20 protein-coding genes and 1 pseudogene are annotated in these 21,125 nt (G+C 63.7%); 13 read left to right on the forward strand and 8 right to left on the reverse strand.

Annotated elements, in window-relative coordinates; genetic code table 11:
• Window positions 1–160 precede the first annotated feature (160 nt).
• Window positions 161–2,851, forward strand: a complete 2,691-nt coding sequence (gene acnA / locus CK230_RS29490) for an aconitate hydratase AcnA (protein ID WP_095820308.1) — start codon at window positions 161–163, stop codon at window positions 2,849–2,851.
• A 114-nt stretch (window positions 2,852–2,965) separates the two neighbouring features.
• Here the strand turns inward: acnA and CK230_RS29495 are convergent.
• Window positions 2,966–3,462, reverse strand: a pseudogene (locus tag CK230_RS29495) (ceramidase domain-containing protein); the annotation flags it as partial.
• Window positions 3,463–3,660: 198 nt separating this feature from the next.
• On the opposite strand from CK230_RS29495, the gene CK230_RS29500 reads away from it, so the two are divergent.
• On the forward strand, window positions 3,661–4,464 hold the full coding sequence (locus CK230_RS29500; protein WP_095820309.1) for a thioredoxin family protein: 804 nt from the start codon (window positions 3,661–3,663) through the stop codon (window positions 4,462–4,464).
• Between the two features lie 570 nt (window positions 4,465–5,034).
• Window positions 5,035–5,421, forward strand: coding sequence for a DUF2794 domain-containing protein (locus tag CK230_RS29505; RefSeq protein WP_095820344.1), 387 nt, complete (start codon window positions 5,035–5,037; stop codon window positions 5,419–5,421).
• A 95-nt stretch (window positions 5,422–5,516) separates the two neighbouring features.
• Here the strand turns inward: CK230_RS29505 and CK230_RS29510 are convergent, their stop codons facing one another.
• The 4 genes from CK230_RS29510 to CK230_RS29525 form a co-directional block, all read right to left on the reverse strand.
• A complete protein-coding gene (locus CK230_RS29510; protein ID WP_095820310.1) occupies window positions 5,517–6,095 on the reverse strand; it encodes a GNAT family N-acetyltransferase in 579 nt (192 codons plus the stop codon).
• Between the two features lie 116 nt (window positions 6,096–6,211).
• Window positions 6,212–6,952: a Bax inhibitor-1/YccA family protein gene (locus CK230_RS29515; protein WP_095820311.1), complete on the reverse strand. Its 741-nt coding sequence runs from the start codon at window positions 6,950–6,952 to the stop codon at window positions 6,212–6,214.
• A 227-nt stretch (window positions 6,953–7,179) separates the two neighbouring features.
• A complete protein-coding gene (locus tag CK230_RS29520) occupies window positions 7,180–9,678 on the reverse strand; it encodes an ABC transporter permease (RefSeq protein ID WP_176480276.1) in 2,499 nt (832 codons plus the stop codon).
• Window positions 9,679–9,859: 181 nt separating this feature from the next.
• Window positions 9,860–10,555, reverse strand: coding sequence for an ABC transporter ATP-binding protein (locus CK230_RS29525; protein ID WP_095820313.1), 696 nt, complete (start codon window positions 10,553–10,555; stop codon window positions 9,860–9,862).
• 82 nt (window positions 10,556–10,637) lie between these two features.
• Between CK230_RS29525 and CK230_RS29530 the strand changes: the two genes are divergently transcribed.
• Entirely contained in the window at window positions 10,638–11,300 is a 663-nt protein-coding gene (locus CK230_RS29530) for an arylesterase (protein WP_095820314.1), read from the forward strand.
• Window positions 11,301–11,418: 118 nt separating this feature from the next.
• The gene (gene thpR / locus CK230_RS29535; RefSeq protein WP_095820315.1) at window positions 11,419–12,012 is read left to right on the forward strand and encodes an RNA 2',3'-cyclic phosphodiesterase; all 594 of its coding nucleotides are present in this window, start codon (window positions 11,419–11,421) and stop codon (window positions 12,010–12,012) included.
• On the opposite strand, the gene CK230_RS29540 is transcribed toward thpR, so the two are convergent.
• Window positions 11,919–12,434: a low molecular weight protein-tyrosine-phosphatase gene (locus tag CK230_RS29540; RefSeq protein ID WP_095820345.1), complete on the reverse strand. Its 516-nt coding sequence runs from the start codon at window positions 12,432–12,434 to the stop codon at window positions 11,919–11,921. The two genes, thpR and CK230_RS29540, sit on opposite strands and share 94 nt — an antisense overlap.
• Before the next feature lie 103 nt (window positions 12,435–12,537).
• Between CK230_RS29540 and CK230_RS29545 the strand changes: the two genes are divergently transcribed.
• From CK230_RS29545 to CK230_RS29565, 4 genes are all read left to right on the forward strand, one after another.
• On the forward strand, window positions 12,538–12,831 hold the full coding sequence (locus tag CK230_RS29545) for a 4a-hydroxytetrahydrobiopterin dehydratase (protein ID WP_095820346.1): 294 nt from the start codon (window positions 12,538–12,540) through the stop codon (window positions 12,829–12,831).
• A gap of 367 nt (window positions 12,832–13,198) precedes the next feature.
• On the forward strand, window positions 13,199–13,561 hold the full coding sequence (locus tag CK230_RS29555; protein ID WP_095820316.1) for a YkvA family protein: 363 nt from the start codon (window positions 13,199–13,201) through the stop codon (window positions 13,559–13,561).
• Between the two features lie 254 nt (window positions 13,562–13,815).
• The gene (locus CK230_RS29560; protein WP_095820317.1) at window positions 13,816–14,322 is read left to right on the forward strand and encodes an invasion associated locus B family protein; all 507 of its coding nucleotides are present in this window, start codon (window positions 13,816–13,818) and stop codon (window positions 14,320–14,322) included.
• Window positions 14,323–14,630: 308 nt separating this feature from the next.
• Window positions 14,631–15,977: a glycosyl hydrolase gene (locus CK230_RS29565; protein ID WP_176480273.1), complete on the forward strand. Its 1,347-nt coding sequence runs from the start codon at window positions 14,631–14,633 to the stop codon at window positions 15,975–15,977.
• 275 nt (window positions 15,978–16,252) lie between these two features.
• On the opposite strand, the gene CK230_RS29570 is transcribed toward CK230_RS29565, so the two are convergent.
• On the reverse strand, window positions 16,253–16,552 hold the full coding sequence (locus CK230_RS29570) for a hypothetical protein (protein ID WP_095820318.1): 300 nt from the start codon (window positions 16,550–16,552) through the stop codon (window positions 16,253–16,255).
• Between the two features lie 228 nt (window positions 16,553–16,780).
• Between CK230_RS29570 and rlmN the strand changes: the two genes are divergently transcribed.
• The 4 genes from rlmN (at window position 16,781) to CK230_RS29590 (ending at window position 20,447) form a co-directional block, all read left to right on the forward strand.
• Entirely contained in the window at window positions 16,781–18,013 is a 1,233-nt protein-coding gene (rlmN, locus tag CK230_RS29575; protein ID WP_095820319.1) for a 23S rRNA (adenine(2503)-C(2))-methyltransferase RlmN, read from the forward strand.
• Window positions 18,010–18,228, forward strand: coding sequence for a hypothetical protein (locus CK230_RS29580; RefSeq protein ID WP_141246139.1), 219 nt, complete (start codon window positions 18,010–18,012; stop codon window positions 18,226–18,228). The genes rlmN and CK230_RS29580 overlap by 4 nt, the downstream gene beginning before the upstream one ends.
• A 256-nt stretch (window positions 18,229–18,484) precedes the next feature.
• Window positions 18,485–18,952, forward strand: a complete 468-nt coding sequence (locus tag CK230_RS29585) for a hypothetical protein (protein WP_095820321.1) — start codon at window positions 18,485–18,487, stop codon at window positions 18,950–18,952.
• Between the two features lie 250 nt (window positions 18,953–19,202).
• Complete coding sequence (locus CK230_RS29590; RefSeq protein ID WP_210201499.1) at window positions 19,203–20,447, forward strand: MFS transporter; 1,245 nt, start codon at window positions 19,203–19,205, stop codon at window positions 20,445–20,447.
• A gap of 34 nt (window positions 20,448–20,481) precedes the next feature.
• On the opposite strand, the gene CK230_RS29595 is transcribed toward CK230_RS29590, so the two are convergent.
• Complete coding sequence (locus tag CK230_RS29595; RefSeq protein ID WP_095820322.1) at window positions 20,482–21,123, reverse strand: LysE family translocator; 642 nt, start codon at window positions 21,121–21,123, stop codon at window positions 20,482–20,484.
• Window positions 21,124–21,125: the final 2 nt, after the last annotated feature.

Consider the following 21,125-nt stretch of genomic DNA (forward strand, 5'->3'; position numbering starts at 1 on the left):
CGGGATCAGGATTAGCGCCGAACCAGCGCACGCGCCGCCTTGAACGGCTCGGGTTGCTTGGGAACGGACAGCGGAAATGGCCGTACCCGCACCTTTGCGCGTGATTGCATGCCAACGGCGTCCGTTCCCTTTCAGGCTGAACAGACAAGGACGGATCGCCGTGACGAAATCCCTCGACAGTTTCAATTGCCGCCGCACCCTGACCGCAGGTGGCGCGGACTATGTTTATTTCGACCTCGTTGAGGCCGAGAAGAACGGCCTCACCGGCATTTCCCGGCTGCCCTATTCGATGAAGGTGCTGCTGGAGAATCTCCTGCGCAACGAGGATGGCCGCTCGGTCACCAAGGAATCGATCCAGGCGGTCGCCGCCTGGCTGACCGACAAGGGCACCGCCGGCGTCGAGATCGCCTATCGCCCGGCCCGCGTGCTGATGCAGGACTTCACCGGCGTGCCGGCCGTGGTCGACCTCGCCGCCATGCGCGACGGCATCAAGGCGCTCGGCGGCGATCCTGAAAAGATCAACCCGCTGGTGCCGGTCGACCTCGTCATCGACCATTCCGTCATCGTCGACGAGTTCGGCACGCCGATGGCCTTCGCCCGCAATGTCGAGCTCGAATATGAGCGCAACGAAGAGCGTTACAAGTTCCTGAAATGGGGCCAGCAGGCCTTCCGCAACTTCCGCGTCGTGCCGCCCGGCACCGGCATCTGCCACCAGGTCAATCTCGAATATCTGGGACAGGTCGTGTGGACCAACTCGGAAGACGGCGAAACGGTCGCCTATCCGGACACCTGCGTCGGCACCGATTCGCACACCACCATGATCAACGGCCTCGGCGTGCTCGGCTGGGGCGTCGGCGGCATCGAGGCCGAGGCCGCGATGCTTGGCCAGCCGGTCTCCATGCTTCTGCCCGAGGTCATCGGCTTCCGCCTCACCGGCAAGCTCAAGGAAGGCGTCACCGCCACCGACCTCGTGCTCACCGTCACCCAGATGCTGCGCAAGAAGGGCGTAGTCGGCAAGTTCGTCGAGTTCTTCGGCCCCGGCCTCTCCAACATGACGCTGGCCGACCGCGCCACCATCGGCAACATGGCGCCGGAATATGGCGCGACCTGCGGCTTCTTCCCCGTTGACTCGGAAACCATCCGCTATCTCACCATGTCCGGCCGCGAGGAAGGCCGCATCGCTCTGGTCGAGGCCTATTCCAAGGCGCAAGGCATGTGGCGTGACGCCGGCTCGGCCGATCCGGTCTTCACCGACCTGCTCGAGCTCGACCTCGGCGACGTCGTGCCGTCGATGGCCGGGCCGAAGCGCCCCGAAGGCCGCGTCGCCCTGCAGGACGTTCCGGCCGGCTTCGCCAAGGCGATGGAGACCGAATACAAGAAGGCCGCCGAGATCTCGAAGCGCTATGCCGTCGAAGGCACCGGCCATGATCTTGGCCATGGCGACGTCGTCATCGCCGCCATCACGTCGTGCACCAACACATCGAACCCGAGCGTGCTGATCGGCGCCGGCTTGCTTGCTCGTAACGCCAACCGCGTCGGCCTGAAGCAGAAGCCGTGGGTGAAAACCTCGCTCGCCCCAGGCAGCCAGGTGGTGGCCGAGTATCTGGAAAAGTCCGGCCTGCAGAAGGAACTCGACCAGATCGGCTTCAATCTGGTCGGCTTCGGCTGCACCACCTGCATCGGCAATTCCGGCCCGCTGCCGGCGCCGATCTCCAAGACCATCAACGATAAGGGCCTGATCGCCGCCGCGGTCTTGTCCGGCAACCGCAACTTCGAAGGCCGCGTCTCGCCGGACGTGCAGGCCAACTACCTCGCCTCGCCGCCGCTGGTGGTGGCGCATGCGCTGGCCGGCACGGTGACCAAGGATCTCGCCACCGAGCCGCTCGGCGAGGGCAGCGACGGCAAGCCGGTCTATCTCAAGGACATCTGGCCGACTTCGGCCGAGATCCAGGATTTCATCGAGAAGAATGTCACGCGCGAGCTCTTTGCCCGCAAATATGCCGACGTCTTCAAGGGCGACGCCTACTGGCAGAAGGTCAAGGCGCCGGAAGGCCAGACCTATGCCTGGGACGACCACTCGACCTATGTGCAGAACCCGCCCTATTTCGCCGGCATGGGCCGCGCCTTCGGCAAGGTGGGCGACATCAAGGGCGCGCGCGTGCTCGGCCTCTTCGGCGACAAGATCACCACCGACCACATTTCCCCGGCGGGTTCGATCAAGGCCGCCTCGCCGGCCGGCAAGTACCTCACCGAGCATGGCGTCGGCGTCGCCGACTTCAACCAGTACGGCACGCGGCGCGGCAACCATGAGGTGATGATGCGCGGCACCTTCGCCAACATCCGCATCCGCAACCACATGCTGGGCGAGAACGGCCGCGAGGGCGGCTACACGATCCACTATCCCTCGAAGGAGGAGATGTCGATCTACGACGCCGCGATGGAGTATAAGAAGGACGGCGTGCCGCTGGTGATCTTCGCCGGCGTCGAATACGGCAACGGCTCCTCGCGCGACTGGGCGGCCAAGGGAACGAATCTCCTTGGTGTCCGCGCAGTCATCGCCCAATCGTTCGAGCGCATCCACCGCTCCAACCTGGTCGGCATGGGCGTCATCCCCTTCGTCTTCGAGGAAGGCACCTCATGGGCCTCGCTGAACCTCAAGGGCGACGAGCTGGTCGAGATCGACGGGCTGGACGCGATCAAGCCGCGCCAGAAGATGGTCGCCAAGGTGACCTATGGCGACGGCACGGTGAAGAATGTGCCGATCATCTGCCGCATCGATACGCTGGATGAGCTCGACTACTTCAAGAACGGCGGCATCTTGCAGTACGTGCTGCGGGATTTGGCAGCGTAAAATAGCGAGTAGTGAGTAGTGAAAAATAGCGAGTAGTGAGTAGTGAATTAGTGAGTAGGGGAACAAGCACTACTCGCTACTCGCTACTCGCTACTCACTACTCACTACTCACTACGCCGATCCCGCCAGATTGTACCAGCTGGCCCGGTTGCCGATGGCCGCCTCCCACGCCCCGAAAAAGACGAGCGCCAGGAAGGGCGGCAGATAGCTGGTGGTGCCGTTGGAGGCGATGCGCAGCCAGTCCGGCACGGCAAAGGTGATCAGCCCGGCCACGACATAGAAGGCGACGAAGATGAGGATCGCCTTGCTCCATGACATGCCGAGGAAACGGCGCAGGTTGAACAGCGTGTAGGCCAGCGTGAAGCCGGCGATCGGCAGGATGTCGGCCCAGATCGTGCCTTTGCTGGCGAAGGTATGGAACGAGGTCGAGCCGATTCCGATCACCACCACCCACAAGGCCATCACCTCGGCGAAGGTGCCGGTTCTGTACCGCCGCACTTGCCGGACGCCCCACAGTCCCGCGGCAATGAAAGCCAGGTTGGTCAAGCATTAGCTGGCTCCGCCCGAAGTCCCTGACCGGTGCGTTCGCAATAGATATCGACAGGGGTCAGGAGAGCTTCCTACATGATGAGGATGCTGCTCCCGAATCGAACCGCGCCCTGAAATGCAAGGGCTTCCCCTATTGGCCCCTTACCTGCGGTTGCAACAGCAAAATTTCACCGCAACGTGACTTCCCGTTGACTGGCGCTTCTGCCACATATTTTAGCAATCAGAAAAGGCCGGCGTCACCGGCGGGAATTGGAAAAGGCATGGCATTTCGAGGACGATTGCGGCTTGCGGCAGTGGCGCTGGCCCTTACGGCGTTGGGCGGCGTGGCCCTGGCAGCCGAGTCTGAGAAGGCCGCGACCGACAAGCCTCAAATCGGCAAGCCCCAAACCGACAGACCCTTGGGCGTGGTCGAATTGTTCACCAGCCAGGGCTGCAGTTCCTGTCCGCCGGCCGACGAGTTCTTCGCCGAGCTCGCCGGCAAGGACAACATCATCGCGCTCGCCTACCATGTCAATTACTGGGACTATCTCGGCTGGCAGGACACGCTGAGCACCAAGGAGAACACCGAGCGTCAGTACGATTACATGCGCGCCTTCGGCAGCCGCTCGGTCTACACGCCGCAGGCCGTCATCAACGGCCGCAGCCATGTCAACGGCGCCAGCCGCAAGGATGTCGACGGCGCCTTGGCGCGCATGGACAGGACCGGCGACGGCATGCGGGTCGCCATCAAGGTGAGCCGCACCAGCGACCGCGTCATGATAGACGCCGGCGATGCCGGCAGCGGCCCGGCGGACGCCCATGTGGTGATCGTCTATTTCGATCCGCCGCAGATGGTAAAGATCGGCCAGGGTGAGAACAGCGGCCGCAGCCTGACCTACTGGAACGCCGTTTCCGACATCCAGACCGCCGGCATGTGGCACGGCAAGGCGCAGCGTTACGAATTGCCGATGACCGAGATCGCCAAGAAGGGCGGCTGCGCGGTGCTGCTGCAGTCGGTCGGCAAGGACGGCATGCCCGGCCCGATCCTCGGCGCCGCCTTCATCCACAAGCCGGATCGGCTTTAGCTTTTTCCCTTCTCCCCTTGTGGGAGAAGGTGTCGCCGAAGGCGACGGATGAGGGGTGCTCCAGCTTGGCGGTGCCGCTTATCCGGTCAGAATTCGCCGACCTCTCACTCCGCTGGAACACCCCTCATCCGTCTCGGCGCTACGCGCCGATCCACCTTCTCCCACAAGGGGAGAAGGGAGAGCCCCGCCAGCCCATAAAAAACCGGCGTCAGCTTGCTTCTGACGCCGGTCATTCAGGTTTTGGGATCGTCGCACCTGATTTTTCCAAGGAAAAACCGAGGTTGGTTCGATCCGACGCTGACCCGTGGGCGGGGGGCTTGGGGTTTACGAGCCGGTGCCGGACCGAACCGTCTCAGGCAACGCCGGTAAACTCGTCGGACATTGGGGCATGAGCGCGGATTATTTGTGGCGAGATTGTGGCAGAGGATCACCAATTCCAACACGTGTTTCGCAAACGTGACTGGACGATTGGGAAACCGCACGACCGTGCGCATGCCTGGCTGGCCCTTGCAATTCGATCCTGAAAGCGCGAACCTTGGCCGGCGCATGATTCAATCGAAGGATCGAGGCATGACCGATCACAGCAGCGGGACGGAGGATGGGGAAGCATCCGGAATATTGATCCCGTTGCACGAGGCGCGCAGCGCACGCCTCGACCAGCCGGTGCGATTCGACCGGCGCGAGCTCGACCAGATCCTGAGGCTTTACGGGCGCATGGTGGCGGCCAATGAATGGCGCGACTATGCCATCGACCATCTCACTGATCGCGCTGTCTTTTCCGTCTTTCGCCGGGCGAGCGAAGTGCCGCTGTTCCAGATCGTCAAGGACCCCAAGCTGGCGCGCCGACAAGGCGCATTCGCCGTCATCGCGGCAGGCGGCCGCATCCTGAAGCGCGGCCAGGAACTTGGCCGCGTGCTTGGGGTCTTCGACGCAAAGTTGAAGGTGGTTGAGGCCTGAAGAGGAACTGGAGAATTGAAGAACTGAAGAATTGAGGAAAAGAGGCGCTACGCGCCTGATAAAATGATCTTTCTTTTCTTCAATTCCTCAATTCTTCAATTCCTCTTGAACCCCTCACGGAACCTCCGCTCCGGCAGCGAATCAGGATCCGGCGGTAGCGACGCGCCGCCGTTCAGCGACAGTTGCATGAACACCGTGTCCAGCCAGCGCCCGTGCTTGTAGCCTGATCCCTCCAGGCGCCCGGAATGACGGAAGCCGAGCTTCTCGTGCAGCCGCACCGAAGCGCTGTCGGCATGGCCGTCGCCGATCACCGCGATGATCTGGCGGAAGCCCGCCCTGCGCGCCGTTTCGATCAGCGCCCGCATCAGCAGCGAGCCCACGCCCTGCCCCTTGGCTTCGGGCGCGACATAGACCGAATCCTCGATGACGAATCGGTAGGCGGGGCGCGGCCGGAACGGTCCGGCATAGGCATAGCCGAGCACGACGCCGTCCTTTTCCGCCACGAGATAGGGAAAGCCGCCAGCCGTCAGATTGTCGAATCGATCGTCCATTTCAGCGCGGCTGGGCGGCTCCAGCTCGTAGCTCGCCGTGCCATGGACGACCGCATCGGCATAGATTTCGGTGGTTCGGTCCAGGTCGGCCGCGGTGGCGGCTCTGATCGCGATATTGCTCATAATCTATGCAGTTTATTTTCCTGCCTCGATAACAGCAGAGGCATGCGCAAAAGGAAAGGGCGGTCGTTGGGCCGCCCTTTTGCAACTCTATGGTCCAGTGAGACCGGGAACCGCCCTTAGCGGCGGTCGCCCATGAACTGCAGCAGGAACATGAACAGGTTGATGAAGTCGAGATAGAGGCGCAGCGCGCCCATGATCGCCTTGCGGCCGGCGACGTCGGCGACGTCACCCTCGAAATACATCTCCTTGATCTTCTGCGTGTCGTAGGCGGTGAGGCCGGCGAACACCAGCACGCCGATCGCCGAGATCGCGAAGGCGAGCGCCGACGACTGCAGGAAGATATTGATCAGCATCGCGATCAGCAGGCCGATCACGCCCATGATCAGGAACGAGCCGAACGCCGACAGGTCGCGCCTTGTCGTATAGCCATAGAGCGACAGACCGCCAAAGGCCGCGGCCGTGGCGAAGAAGGTCTGGGTGATGCTGGTGCCGGTGTAGACGAGGAAGATCGTCGACAGCGACAGGCCGACAAGGCCGGCATAGACCCAGAACGTGGTCTGCGCCGCCGCCACGCTCATCGACTGGATGCGGAACGACAGGAACATCACCGCGGCGAGCGGCGCCAGGATGACGACCCAGCGGAACGCGCTTACATAGATGAGCTGGCCGAACCCGGTCAGCTGGCCGTCGCCCGTCACGGCGAGATGGAAGGCGCCCCAGGCGGCAAGGCCGGTGATTAAAAGGCCAAGCCCCATGAGGTTATAGACTTTGATCATATAGGCGCGCAGGCCCTGATCGATATCGACGCGCGCGCCGGGGGCGGCGGACGTCTGGTAGTTGCGAATGGGATCAGCCATTGGAAATCCTCTGTTGCTTCTGCCCCGTCCGGTGACAGGTCTTTTGAGACCAGGCGCCGCTGGCGGGGCTCCAGCATGCCTGCGCAAAATATGAGCGTTCTTGACGTCAAGAACAAGACGGTAACGGGCCGTAACGCTTTGTGAGAGTGCAAAAGGCCGGTTTTCGGGCCTTCCGCGGGGCATTCTTACAAAGATTTAACCGAGCAGGCACTTGGAGCCGCGCTCGGTCAGAGATTGCGCAGCACCGGCGCCGCCTTGTGGCCGAGCACCCGCCAGGTGCCGGCAAGGCCGATGCCGACGGTGACCGTCAGCGAAACCAGGATCGTCGCCACCGCGACCTCCGGCATGAAGTGCGACGGCAGCGTCATGATATGCGCGACCACGAACCAGGCGGCGATGCCGCCGGCGGCCAGCGCGAACAGCGCCGTCGCGAGACCGATCAGCACATATTCCAGCGAGAAGGCGGCAATCAGCGTCCGGCGCGTGGCGCCGAGCGTCTTCAGCACCACGGCGTCGTGGATGCGCGCCCGGTTGCCGGCGGCCAAGGCGCCGGACAGCACCAGCACCGAGGCGATCAGCGCGACGCCGGCAGCAGTGCGGATCGCCGTGCCAAGTTGCGCGATCAGCCGGTTGACGATGTCGAGCGCGTCCTTGACGCGCACCGTCGTCACCGCCGGGAAGGCGCGGGTGACGGCGTTGAGCAGCCGCGCGTCGTCGGCCGCGGTGGCTTGTTTGTCGGTGAGCGTCGCCAGCCAGCCATGCGGCGCTCCGGCAAAGCTGTTGGGCGAGAACACCATGACGAAGTTGATGCCCATCGTCTCCCACTCTACCTGGCGGAAATTGGCGATCTTCGCCGTGACGTTGCGTCCCAGCACATTGACGGTGACGCTGTCGCCGAGCTTCAGCCCGATCGCCTTGCCTTCCTCGGCCGAGAACGACACCAGCGGCTCACCGGAATAGTCCTGCGGCCACCACGCGCCTTCGGTCAGTGTCGCGTTTTCCGGCTGCTTCGCGTCATAGGTCAGGCCACGGTCGCCGCGCAGCACCCAGGCGCCGTCGGCCGGGATCTTCACCTTGTCGACGTCGACGCCATTGAGCGCCATGATGCGGCCGCGCAGCATCGGCACCTTGACCAGCGTTCCACGAGGCGACTCCTTGCCGACAAGGCTGGCGAAGGCATCGACGTCGCTGCTCTGGATGTCGACGAAGAAGAAGTTCGGCGCCCGCTCCGGCAGGCTGCCGGAGATCTGCCGCCTGAGATTCCCGTCGATCAGCGCCAGCGTCACCAGCAGCGTCAGCCCGAGCCCGAGCGACAGCACCACCGAAGGCGTCAGCGCGCCGGGCCGATGGATGTTGCCGAGCGCCAGCCTCAATGAGACCGAGCGCACGCGCGGGCTCCTCTTTGCGATCCACTGCACCAGCGCCGCCACCAGCCGCAACACCAGGAAGGCAAAGACCGTGGCGCCGACGAAGATCGAGGCGATGCGATAGTCGTTGGCCGAGAGGATCGCCAGCGCCGCCAGCGCGATGACGATCGCCAACGCGGCGCCGGCATAGGGCCAACGCGGCAGGCCGCGGCTCTCGAAGCCCATCTCGCGGAACAGCGCGGTCGCCGGCACATCGCGGGCGCGGCCGAGCGGCAGAAGCGCGAAAGCCAATGTCACCAGCAGGCCGAACAACGCGGCCATGGCGAGCGCGCCAGGATAAAAGCCGCCTTGCGCCGGCACTGGGATGACGGATTGCAGAAGGGCGCTCGCCACGAACGGCATCGCGGCGGCAAGGATGAGCCCAAGCACGATGCCGAGACCTGCGATCAGCAGGATCTGCACGAGATAGACGGTGAAGACGAAGCCACCCGAGGCGCCGAGGCTCTTGAAGGTGGCGATCACGCCGCGCTTGCCGTCGAGATAGGCGCGCACGGCGTTCGCCACGCCGACGCCACCGACCACCAGCGCCGTCAGCCCGACCAGGATCAGGAACTGCGAGAAGCGCTCGATATTGGCGGACAGCGCGGGGGCGGCATTGCTGCGCGTGCGGATCGACCAGCCGGCCTGCGGGAAATCCCTCGCGGCTTGCGCCTGGATATCCTTGATCCGCGTCTCGGAAGTCCCCTCCGGCAGCCTCACCTTATAGGCGTTTTCGACCAGGCTGCCCGGCTGCACCAGGCCGGAAGCGGCGAGGCCCTGGCTGGAGATCATCAGCCGCGGCGCGAAGCCGAAACCGTCCGATACCGCATCCGGCTCGCTGACCAGCCTGGCGCGCAACTCGAAAACGGCGCTGCCGAGCTTCAGCCGGTCGCCGATACGGACATTGAGCCGCTCGAACAGCAGGTCTGGCGCGGCGGCGCCGAAAACGCCGGACCTTTCGCCGAACAATTGCTCCTTCGGCAGCGCCGGATTCGTTTCCAGCGCGCCATAGAGCGGATAGGCATCGTCGACGGCCTTGGCCTCGACCAGCGCCTGGTCGGAGCCGTCCTCCAGCCGCGCCATCGAGCGCATGCCGGAATTGAGCGACACCGTGCCGAGGCTTTTCATGAAACCAAGCTCGGCATCGGACGCGTTGCGCTGGTTGACCTGGAAGCGCAGATCGCCGCCAAGCAGCGTCTGGCCCTGGTTGGCGACGCCGGCGCTGATCGCCTGCGCCACCGAATTGACGCCGCCGATCGCCGCGACGCCGAGCGCGATGCAAGCCAGGAAGACCATGAAGCCGGACAGGCCGCCGCGCATCTCGCGCAGCGAGAAGCGGATGGCGAGCTTCAATGTGCGGAGCCAGGCCCCCTCATCCGGCCGCTGCGCGGCCACCTTCTCCCCGGTGGGGAGAAGAGAAAGGTGCCGGCCTCGGCGATCTCTTCTCCCCTCGGGGAGAAGGTGGCCCGAAGGGCCGGATGAGGGGGTCTCCGCCATGCGATTAGGCCGTCACTTTGAGGTGGGCGGCATCCTCGATCCGCCCCGAGCGCATCGACACCTGGCGCGCGCAGCGCACGGCGAGCTCCGGATCGTGCGTCACCAGCACCAGCGTCATGCCGCGCTCCGCCGCCTTGGCGAAGAGAAGATCGGCGATCTGCCTGCCCGTCGCCTGGTCGAGATTGCCGGTCGGCTCGTCGGCGATAAGGATGCGCGGCGACGGCGCCAGCGCCCGGGCGGTCGCCACGCGCTGCTGCTCGCCGCCGGAAAGCTCGCCCGGATAGTGCGTCACACGGTCGCTCAGGCCAACCGCCGCGAGCTCGCGCGCGGCGACGCCGAACGGATCGGCATGGCCGGCAAGCTCAAGCGGCACCGCGACATTCTCCAGCGCCGTCATGTTGGGGATAAGATGGAAGGACTGGAACACGATGCCGATGTTTCGCCCCCGAAACGACGCAATCTGGTCTTCGCTTTTCCCGTTGATCAGCTCGCCGGCGATCCGGACCGTGCCCGAATCGACCCGTTCCAGGCCGGCCAAAACCATGAGCAGGGTGGACTTGCCGGAGCCCGACGGACCGACAATGCCTGTGGCTTGCCCGGCCGCCACGTCGAGGCTCACGCCCTTCAGCACATGGACGGAGGACGCGCCCTCGCCGAGCGTCAGCGATACGTCCCTCAGCGCGATGACGGCTTCTGTCACAATAAAAGCGCCCTATATGTGAAAAAAGGAGGCGGCCCGTGTCTCCTTCCTTGGGTTGTTCCGGTCATATGGGGCTCGCCGCATGGCATTCAAACATCGTTTTGCCGCAGCCCCCGTTGTTTTCGCAGCCCTCATACTTTTCCTTGGCCTTTGCGGCGCCATTTCGTCGGCGCGCGCCGCCACCTTCACCATCGTCGGCTTCGGCGACAGCCTGATGGCGGGCTTCGGCCTTGGCCCTGGCCAGGGTTTCACCGACAGGCTGCAGGCGGCGCTGAAGGCGAAGGGCCTTGACGTCACCGTCGCCAATGCGGGTGTGTCGGGCGACACCTCGAGCGGCGGGCTGGCGCGGCTCGACTGGTCGGTGCCGGGCGGCACAAGGCTGGTTATCCTCGAACTCGGCGCCAATGACATGCTGCGCGGCCTTTCACCCGACATCGCTGAGAAGAACCTCGACGCCATGCTGGGCAAGCTGAAAGAGCGCAAGATCCCGGTGCTTCTGGCCGGCATGCGCGCCGCGCCCAATCTCGGCGCCGACTACCAGAAGACGTTCGACGCCATTTATCCGCGGCTCGCCGAAAAATACGGCGTTCCGCTCTATCCGTTCTTCCTCGACGGCGTCGCCGGCCACCCCGACCTGCAGTTGGAAGACGGCCTGCATCCCAATCCCAAGGGGGTCGACGTCATGGTCGAGCGCATCCTCCCCGTGGTCGAGAAGGCGATTGCCGCGAATGGCGGTGCCTCGTGAGACCGAAAAGCCACGCTTTCCGCCGGGGAAACTTTGTGGACAACAAACCGCTTGCCCCGCGCCTGCATCGATGATTCGCTAGGGCTGAGAGTTTCGATTCGAGGACAGGAGGCTTCACATGCCACGTCTTTTCACCGCCCTCGAAATTCCGCGTGATGCCGCTCTCTCCTTGTCCTTGCTCCGGGGCGGGCTGCCCGGGGCGCGCTGGATCGATGTCGAAAACTACCACCTGACGCTGCGCTTCATCGGCGATGTCGAGGGCCATGTCGCCGACGAGATCGCCAACGCGCTCGACAGGGTTCACCGCCCGTCTTTCCAGATGACGCTCTCCGGCGTCGGCGCCTTTGGCGGCAAGAAACCGCATGCGGTGTGGGCCGGCGTGTCCGCCTCGCCGGACCTGACGGCGCTGCAGGGCGAAATCGACCGCATCTGCCAGCGGCTCGGCCTGCCGGCCGACCCGCGCAAATTCTCGCCGCATGTGACGCTGGCGCGCCTGCGCAACGCAAGCCCGCTCGATGTCGCGCAATATCTCTCGGCGCGCGGCAATTTCGCGGCACTTCCCTTCCGTGTCGGCCGCTTCGTCCTGATGTCGTCGCGCGATTCGGTCGGCGGCGGCCCCTATATCGTCGAGGAAGCCTGGCCGCTGGTCGGCGAAACGCTGGCCTCGAGCCGCTTCGCCAGCGCCTCCGACGCCTCGCGGATCATGCGGTAGACCGACGCGAAGGCCTCGGCGTCGTCATAATAGGGATCCGGCACGTCCGCGGCCTTTCCCGTGGCGAAATCCAGATAGAGATGAATGCGGTCGCGCGCGGCCTGCGGCGCCAGCGCCTTGAGGTCGCGCACATTGGCCCGGTCCATGCCGAGGATCAGGTCGAAGCGCGAAAAATCCTCCAGCAGCACCTTGCGCGCCCTCTGCCCTGAAATGTCGTCGCCATGCCTTGCTGCCACCGCGATCGAGCGCCGGTCCGGCTCCTGACCGGCATGCCAGCCGCCGGTCCCGGCTGAATCGAGCAGCATATCGCGGCCCCGGCCACGCTCGGCCCAGACGATGCGAAACACGCCTTCCGCCAGCGGCGAGCGGCAGATATTGCCGAGGCAGACGAACAGAACGGAATTTATGGGCTTTATGCTCATGCGATATGCGCCGTTTGTGCATTTGGAAGCCCAAAACGCAAAGCAGCTTTGGGCGACTTGCATTATGGTGAGGACCAAATTCGAGATAGCACGGGAAATCATCATGACGAGAGAAAAACTCAGCAAGGACGCGATCGCCGCCGCTCTGGCCGAGCTTGACGGCTGGTCGCTCGCCGCCGACGGCGCCTCGATCAAGCGCAGCTTCGTCTTCAAGAATTTTTCCGAGGCCTTCGCCTTCATGACCCGCGTGGCGCTGGCGGCCGAGAAGATGGACCATCATCCGGATTGGTCGAATGTCTACAAGACTGTCGACGTGGCGCTGAACACCCATGACGCCGGCGGCGTGACGGCGCTCGACATCGAGTTGGCGAAACGGATGAACCGGTATTTCGGGTAGGTTCGCGAAACAGTGGCTCAGTGCAGGAGCGAAGGGCCGTTAGGATGGAATGAACAGCAAGGATACGCCGCGTTCCTTCACACCCCCCTCTGTCCTGCCGGACATCTCCCCCGCAAGGGGGGAGATCAGATGTCACCGCCGCTTTCGCCAATCGTCGACGTTGTAGGAAGAGCGCCGACGACGAAGCTGCCAATCTCCCCCCTTGCGGGGGAGATGGCCGGCAGGCCAGAGGGGGGTGCTGTCCCGCCAGCATCTCGGATTTCTGCGTTCAGACGCCACGAACTCTTGCAGCAGCCCGCCGCTTTCACCACATCTTCCGCCGGCGGGCCGGCACGCAACCATGCGCCCGGCCGCCAAGGAGCGATGGATGACGCAAGGTTCCGGTTTCGATTTCTTCGGCTTCGGCGACAAGCTTGCCGGTGAAGGCGAGGTCCGCGAGAAGTTCTGGCGCACCGCCAAGAAAGCGGCGCGGCAGATCCCGTTCATGGACGAAGTGGTCGCCGCCTATTACTGCGCCATGGACAAGGACACGCCGCTACGCGCCAAGGCCACCCTGCTTGGGGCGCTCGGCTATTTCGTCCTGCCGTTCGATTTCATTCCCGATTTCGTCGTCGGCCTCGGCTACACCGACGACCTCGCCGTGCTGACCGCGGCGATCGCCGCCGTCAGCGCCCATATCACGCCTGCCCACAGGCAGGCCGCCAGGGACGCGCTGGCTGACCGGAGCTGATCCCGATCCGCTTCACGACCGCAAATCAGCGCGTGCGAAAAGACAAACTCTTGCCGTTTTCGTGGCATCCAACTCCGCGCCGGGACAACGCGCTGACAACCACAGGCGGCAGCGCGAAAGTGGCGGTTTCCTGGGGTGAGCTCCTTTTCTTCGAGGACAATTCACCGTTTGGTAACCCTGATTAAATCAAAATGAAGCGACGGCAGGACGCCCAAGCGGCCCGCCTCCGCACCATTTGGAATACGGAAAGAACGATGCGCGGATTGATTGCTACAATTTCCAGCCTGGTCCTGGCGGCCGCCTTCGCGGCGCCGGCGCTGGCGCAGCAGGCGACCAAGATCGGCCAGCACAACGCCTGGGGCACCTACAGCTATCAGTCGCAGGCCGGCAAGGTCTGCTATGTGCTGACCGTGCCGACCGACAAGCAGCCGCCGTCGCTCGACCATGGCGACATGTTCTTCTTCGTCAGCCAGCGTCCAGGACAGCAGGTTTCCTACGAGCCGCAGTTCATCGCCGGCTACAATTTCCAGGAAGGCTCGAAAGCCACCGTCACCATCGACAAGAAGAGCTTCTCGATGTTCACCCGCGGCAAGTCGGCCTGGGTCGAGAACGCCGCCGAGGAGCCGGTGCTGATCGCCGCCATGAAGACCGGCACCGACATGAAGGTGCAGGCGAAGTCGGGCCGCGGCAATCCCACCTCCTACGTCTTCTCGCTGAAGGGGATTTCGGCCGCGCTGTCCTCGATCGCCAAGTGCAAGTAGGCAGAGACCGAGTCTGGATCCGAAGGCCGGGCCGCAAGCCCGGCCTTTTGCTTTTGAAAGCAATTCCGGAAGGATGTGAAACGGATTGGGTGTCACGGCAAGCAAGGCTTAAAGCGCGTCGCGCTGAACCGGATTCAGGCGACGCACTTTAAGTCTTTGTTTTGATGCATGTCGTTGTCCCAGAACCGCGCACACTTCTGGGCGACATGCATTAGTTTGCTATGGTGGGCATGTATGGCTCAGACCAGCGAGACGAGAACAACCCGAGGCCGAGCCATGTTCCCCGCAGACTGGAAGGAAACCCTTTCGTGAGCGCCCGACACCAGTGCCTCGCGATCGCCGTGATGTTGGCTCTTTGGTCTCAGGATTCGCGTGCCGAGCCAAGAGCCGCCGTTCCGACTGCGGATTTTCTGAACAGCATCGGCGTCGTCAGCACATTTCCGGACCGAGGCCAGCCTTTGGCCAAGACCGTCGAAATGGTCCGCTATTGCGGCTTCCGGTGGGTGAGGGCGGGAATAGAGGGGTTAACTGACAACGGCCCCACGACCATGCAGACCTTTCTGGAACTGCATCGGCAAACCGGTGCCCGGCTGAGTTGGGGACTGGTGAGCGGTGGGTCTGACCTGAATAAATTGATAGAAACCGGCAAGGTATTGGCGCAAGCCGACGCGCTGCTGGCCTTTGAGGGCAACAACGAGCCAAACAACTGGCCTGTTGAGTATCAAGGCGAGAAAGGCGGCGGGCGCGGGTACTCGTGGAGGGCGGTCGCGAAACTGCAGCGAGACCTGTACCACGCGGTCAAGACGGATCCGGCGCTGGCGAAATACCCCGTGTGGTCGATTTCGGAACCGGGAGCGCAAAATGACAACGTTGGCCTTCAGTTTCTTGCAATTCCTGAGGGCGCTGAAACCCTGATGCCGGACGGCACCAGATATGCGGACGACGCGAATGTACACAACTACCTCTATCACCCGCATTCGCCCTATCCAGGAGACAACAAAGCGTGGGACGCTGCCGACCCGACCTATGCTTCGCGGGTCGACGGACTATTTGGAAACTTCGGTCTGACATGGTCGAAATGGTTCCGGGGCTACACCCCGGAACAACTTGAAACACTACCGCGTGTCACGACCGAGACGGGAACCAATATCCAGGGCCCGGTCACCGAAGAGTTGCAAGGTTTGAATTTGTTGAATTTGTATTTCGCGCAGTTCAAGCGCGGTTACGCCTACACTTCGGTCTATCTGCTGAGGGACCGCACCGATGAGGCTGGCAACCAGTCGTTCGGTTTCTTCAGGCCCGATTATTCACCCCGCAAGGCCGCGACCTACCTTCACAACGTTACGACTATTCTGGCTGACGAGGGTACGGTCGCTACGTCCGGCACGTTGGACTACACGATCGCGGACCAGCCTCCGACGGTCCATGATCTTCTCCTGCGGCACAGTGACAGGACGTTCCAACTGGTCGTCTGGGACGAACGGTTGAACGACCAGGACCAAGTGACCGTGCGCCTTGGCGCCACGGCGACTTCCATAAGCATCTATGATCCGACTGTCGGCATCGATCCCGTCCGGACAGTGAAGAACACTACCTCGCTCGACCTTTTGCTCACCGATCATCCGATTGTAATCGAGATCTCGTCTGCCAGATAGGCTGGCGCGTTTGGACAAGCAGGCCGGGCCTCAAATCCGGTCTTCGCTTTCACAGCGGCTGTTCTGCCCCGGCAATCCTGCGCCGCCGGATCGCCTCGGCGATAGAATGGCACCGGCCTAGCACAATGACGGAGCCGATCAACCCGCGAGGGCGAGCCTGACGCTATGCCGACAACGTCCAGGAACGGCGCTCAAGGAGATGTGATCGGGGAGATTTGATCGGATGGCCCGCCGGCGAACCGGCCGGCGGGAGGCGGCAAGTGGGATCGGCGAGGTCACATCGCCATTTTTTCACATTCGGCCTGGGCCTTCTTGGTCGACGTGTCGATCATATAGGCTTTGCCTTTGGCGTCGGTGATCATCATCATGCAGTGCTTGATCGGCTTGGCCATTTTCATCATTTCGGCGCTCATCTTGGCGTCCGGCATCATGGTGCCCATGTGACCGTCCGGCATGATCGCGGTCACCTGGCCGCCCTTCATCATCGTCATGGCGCCCATCGTGTCTTCGGCCAAGGCCTGCGAGGCGCAAAGACCAGCGAGGCCGGCAATGAGTGCGAACTTGATCGAGTGCATCTGAACAACTCCCATTGTTGAGGGGCATGGTCGCCCCCTTCCGGTTCGCCGACGCAATGCGAATGGTTACGCCAACACGAATATGTGATCGGATTTCATGACGGCAGCCGGCCTTGTGGGAGAAGGAAAGCTCAGCCGCATGACTCCGCCATCAACCTGTGCTATGCGCCGCGCTTCCTGTTCGGCCGATGCTGAAATCGGCCGCAAATCGCTTATATTGGCGCCACCATGACCGTTTCGCTTGACCTTACCGCCGAAGGCGCCCGTGACACCTTGCGCCGCGCAACACCGGCCGAGAAGCCGTCGCTGATCGGCCTGACCCGCGCCGAGCTCGGCGAAGCCCTTGTCGCCGCCGGCATCGTGCCCGAGCGTCAGGCGAAAATGCGCGCCCAGCAGCTCTGGCATTGGATGTATGTGCGCGGCGTCTCCGACTTCGCGCATATGTTCAACATCTCCAAGGACCTGCGCGCCGCGCTCGACAAGCATTTCACCGTCGCGCGGCCCGAAATCGTCGAGGAGCAGATCTCCGCAGACGGCACGCGCAAGTGGCTGTTCCGCTTTCCGCCGCGCGGCGCCGGCCGCCCGGTCGAGATCGAGACCGTCTACATCCCGGAGGAAGGCCGCGGCACGCTCTGCATCTCCTCGCAGGTCGGCTGCACGCTGACCTGCTCCTTCTGCCACACCGGCACGCAGAAGCTGGTGCGCAACCTCACCACCGAGGAGATCCTGGCGCAGCTGCTGACCGCGCGCGACCGCCTGGGCGACTTCCCCGACCGCGACACGCCGGACGGCGCTATCGTGCCGGCCGAAGGCCGCAAGGTGTCCAACATCGTCATGATGGGCATGGGCGAGCCGCTCTACAATTTCGAGGCGGTGAAGAAGGCGCTGCTGATCGCCTCCGACGGCGACGGCCTTTCGCTGTCGAAGCGCCGCATCACGCTGTCGACCTCGGGCGTGGTGCCCGAGATCGCCCGCACCGGCGAGGAGATCGGCGTGATGCTGGCGATCTCGCTGCACGCCACCAATGACGACCTGCGCGACCTTCTCGTGCCGATCAACAAGAAGTTCCCGCTGAAGGAGCTGATCGCCGCCTGCAAGGGCTATCCCGGCCTCTCCAACGCCAAGCGCATCACCTTCGAATATGTGATGCTGAAGGACGTCAACGATTCCCTCGACGACGCCAAGGCGCTGGTCAAGCTCTTGAAGGGCATTCCCGCCAAGATCAACCTGATCCCGTTCAACCCGTGGCCCGGCACCAACTACCAGTGCTCGGACTGGGAGACGATCGAGAAGTTTGCCGACTACATAAACAATGCCGGCTACGCCTCGCCGATCCGCACGCCGCGCGGCCGCGACATCCTCGCCGCCTGCGGGCAGCTCAAGTCGGAGTCCGAGCGCATGCGCAAGGTCGACCGGCTGGCGCTCGAAGCCATGATGATCGCGGGGCACGGCGAGGCGTGAGCGATCTCCCCTGGGGTCGCATCGCTCTCGCCTGTATGGGCTATCTCGCCGCCGTTTTGATCGCGGCCGCCGTCACTGTGTTTGTCATGATGGCACCCAGCACCCTGCCCGATGATGGCGCATGGGGATCGATTTATGCTAACAGTCGCCAGCTGGTCGACATTTATTCGGTAGGGCTGGCGATCACATTTCCGACGGCGCTGCCCGGTTTTTGACGCTGTTCGTCGCGCGCCCAGCTGGCTGGGTTGGCTGGCTGCCATACGCATGCGCCGGCGTCCTCGACGCCATCCTTGCCCTGGCAATCTTCGATCTCGGACTTCAGATGCTCGACCCCCTTCCGCCGCGGATACCCCTGTTGGAAATGCCCTTAAAAATATTGTTGCCCTGTGTCCCAGGTGGTTTCGCTGGTGGCTTTGCTTACTGGGCATTGGTCAGACGATCTCTGCCGAGCAACAGACAGTGGTTTTGGGCATGAGGCGCATCATCGCCTATCTCGTCCGCCTCGCCGTCATCTTGTTCGGCTATCTCGTCGGATCGCTGGCGGCGAGCGCCTTCCTCAACGCGCTTTTCCTCGGCTATTTCGGCTATGCGCCGGGGCCTGGACACCCGACGATCGCCCCCGCTCTCTATTTCTCGGTGCCTTTCGTGGCGCTGTTCGTCGCCTATTTCGCCTTCATGCCGGCGGCTGTCGTGATCCTGGCGGCCGAGCTGCTTGGTCGGCGCGACTGGCTGTTTTACGCGCTGGGCGGCGCCGTCATCGCCGTCGTCTTCCTCGGCTTCGCGCACAGGATCGGCGATAGCGACTTCGACGTCACCGACAACAGCGTGAGGCTGGCGCTGATCGGCTCCGGCATGGTCGGCGGCATCTTCTACTGGCTCTTCGCCGGCCGCTGGGCCGGAAGCTGGCGCCGAGATCCGCTGCCCGACGCGGAATCTTGAACCGATGACGAAAAGTTGCGGACCGTTCCGCGGCAGATCATGCCAAAACCCAGCCGGTTGAACGGGCTGCGCGTATCGACTTCAGCCCGCCACGCCGGAGCGTTTCACCGTTTCATCGAAACGGCGAACCGCTCTGTCCCTTTGTTGTTACGCAATTCCGGACGGAAGGTTACGGCGCAGGCGCCGAACTTAGCCGCACACATTTTTCCGGGAATTGCTCTGGCAGAACCGTACCGACAGGAGCAGGGCCATGGCGGAAGGCGAAATGAATGGCGGCTCGGCCGCCGCCGTGGCCGAACGGCTCGATCAACCGGCCGAGCGCAGTCCTTCCGGCCTCGGTGCCGGCCTGCTGTTCATCCTCTCTGTTGCCTGCGGCGTAAGCGTTGCCACCATTTACTTCCCGCAGGCGATAACGCTGCTGATTGCGTCCGATCTCAGCGTTTCCGCCGACGCGGCGGCCCTGGTCGTCACCACCGCCCAACTTGGCTATGCGCTTGGCCTTCTGCTGCTGGTGCCGCTGGGCGACCGGCTGCCGCATCGTCCGCTTGTAGCGACCTTGCTGACGCTGACGGCCGCCGCTCTGCTGATCGCCAGCCAGGCGCAGACGCTGCCGGTGCTTGCCGTCGCGCGCATGGCGACGGGCATCACCACCGTGGTGCCGCAGATCCTGCTGCCGATGGCGGCCGGACTGATGCCGCCGGCGCGGCGCGGCGCGGTCACCGGCACGCTGCTCAGCGGATTGCTGGCCGGCATTCTTCTGGCCCGCACCTTCGGCGGCTTTCTCGGCGAGCATCTCGGCTGGCGCGGACCTTATTTCGTCGCCGCGGCAGCGCTGTTCGCTTTCGCCGTTCTGCTCGGCCTGGTGTTGCCGAGGACGGCGCCGACATCGTCGCAGCGTTATCCTTCGCTGGTCGCGGCGGCGTTCATCCTCTTTCGCAATGAGCCGGAGCTGCGCCGCTCCTGCCTCTACCAGGCGCTCATGTTCGGCGGCTTCACCGCCGCCTGGACAAGCCTGGCCCTGCTGCTCGGCGGAACGCTATATCATCTCGGCGGCCAGGCGGTCGGGCTGATCGCGCTGGTCGGCGCGGCCAGCGTGTTCTGCACGCCGATCGTCGGCCGGCTGATCGACCGCAAGGGCCCCGACGTCGTCAGCCCGCTCGCCTTTTTCACCGGCATCGCGGCGGCGATCGTCCTGCTCGGCGGCGGGCTTGGCGGAATAACAGGCCTGCTGGCGCTCACGGCGGGCATGCTGCTTCTCGACATCGCCGTGCAAAGCGGTCAAACCGCCAACCAGGCGCGTGTCTTCGCGATCCGGCCCGACGCCCGCAGCAGGCTCAACACGGCTTATATGACTTGCGTTTTCCTCGGCGGCAGCGCCGGCTCGTGGATCGGCGTCAAGATCTACAGCCATTGGGGGTGGCCTGGCGTCTGCGCGCTCATCGCCGCCGCGGCGACGATCGCCCTGGCCCGGCATGCGGTGAAGATATATCGCTGAAGCCTTGCCGATTGCCGCAAGCGCCGAGCGACAGCTACTTCGCCTGCGCGGTCAGGATCTTGAGCGCGAAGGCCGAGAACACGCCACCGAACAGATAGTCGAGCACGCGCGTCATACGCGGGCTGGCCTTCATCGCCGCCGAGAACTTCTCCGCCGCGAGCACCATCGGCACGGTCACTGGGGTCGACAGCACGACGAACATCACGCCGAGGAAAAGCAGCTTTCCGGACGCGTTGGGATCATGCGCGGAGACGAATTGCGGCAGGAAGGTCATGAAGAACAGAATGATCTTAGGGTTGAGCAGGTTGATGCCGAGCCCTGCCGCCCAGCTGCGGAAGAGCGAGACTTGCGGTCCTGTCCGCTTCTCCGGCGAGAAGGCCGAGCCCTTCGTCATCGCCTGAAAGGCCAGGAACACCAGATAGCCGGCGCCGAAAATCTTCAGGGCGAAAAAAGCCGTCGGCGAGGCGACGATCAGCGCCGAGATGCCGACCACCACCAGCGTGGTGTGGATCAGCGTGCCGCAGAGCGCGCCGGCCAGGGAGGCGAAGCCGGTGGCGCGGCCCTGGCTCAGCGTGCGCGAGACGAACAGCGTCATGTCCGGCCCCGGCGTGATCGCCAGGATGATGGTGGCGATGGCGAACTGGATCAGCGTGGCTGTATCGGGAATAAAGGACATGG

It is taken from the genome of Mesorhizobium sp. WSM3859 (assembly GCF_002295065.1).
Taxonomy (GTDB): domain Bacteria; phylum Pseudomonadota; class Alphaproteobacteria; order Rhizobiales; family Rhizobiaceae; genus Mesorhizobium.

Bases quoted from the DNA above. Each gene is read 5' to 3' on its own strand.
- CK230_RS29505 (WP_095820344.1), top strand. From the start codon at position 5,035: ATGACCGATCACAGCAGCGGGACGGAGGATGGGGAAGCATCCGGAATA.
- CK230_RS29500 (WP_095820309.1), top strand. From the start codon at position 3,661: ATGGCATTTCGAGGACGATTGCGGCTTGCGGCAGTGGCGCTGGCCCTT.
- CK230_RS29515 (WP_095820311.1), bottom strand. From the start codon at position 6,952: ATGGCTGATCCCATTCGCAACTACCAGACGTCCGCCGCCCCCGGCGCG.
- CK230_RS29570 (WP_095820318.1), bottom strand. From the start codon at position 16,552: ATGCACTCGATCAAGTTCGCACTCATTGCCGGCCTCGCTGGTCTTTGC.
- thpR (WP_095820315.1), top strand. From the start codon at position 11,419: ATGCCACGTCTTTTCACCGCCCTCGAAATTCCGCGTGATGCCGCTCTC.
- rlmN (WP_095820319.1), top strand. From the start codon at position 16,781: ATGACCGTTTCGCTTGACCTTACCGCCGAAGGCGCCCGTGACACCTTG.
- CK230_RS29520 (WP_176480276.1), bottom strand. From the start codon at position 9,678: ATGCGCGGCGGCCTGTCCGGCTTCATGGTCTTCCTGGCTTGCATCGCG.
- CK230_RS29595 (WP_095820322.1), bottom strand. From the start codon at position 21,123: ATGTCCTTTATTCCCGATACAGCCACGCTGATCCAGTTCGCCATCGCC.
- CK230_RS29510 (WP_095820310.1), bottom strand. From the start codon at position 6,095: ATGAGCAATATCGCGATCAGAGCCGCCACCGCGGCCGACCTGGACCGA.
- CK230_RS29560 (WP_095820317.1), top strand. From the start codon at position 13,816: ATGCGCGGATTGATTGCTACAATTTCCAGCCTGGTCCTGGCGGCCGCC.
- CK230_RS29585 (WP_095820321.1), top strand. From the start codon at position 18,485: ATGAGGCGCATCATCGCCTATCTCGTCCGCCTCGCCGTCATCTTGTTC.
- CK230_RS29540 (WP_095820345.1), bottom strand. From the start codon at position 12,434: ATGAGCATAAAGCCCATAAATTCCGTTCTGTTCGTCTGCCTCGGCAAT.
- CK230_RS29555 (WP_095820316.1), top strand. From the start codon at position 13,199: ATGACGCAAGGTTCCGGTTTCGATTTCTTCGGCTTCGGCGACAAGCTT.
- CK230_RS29590 (WP_210201499.1), top strand. From the start codon at position 19,203: ATGGCGGAAGGCGAAATGAATGGCGGCTCGGCCGCCGCCGTGGCCGAA.
- CK230_RS29530 (WP_095820314.1), top strand. From the start codon at position 10,638: ATGGCATTCAAACATCGTTTTGCCGCAGCCCCCGTTGTTTTCGCAGCC.
- CK230_RS29545 (WP_095820346.1), top strand. From the start codon at position 12,538: ATGACGAGAGAAAAACTCAGCAAGGACGCGATCGCCGCCGCTCTGGCC.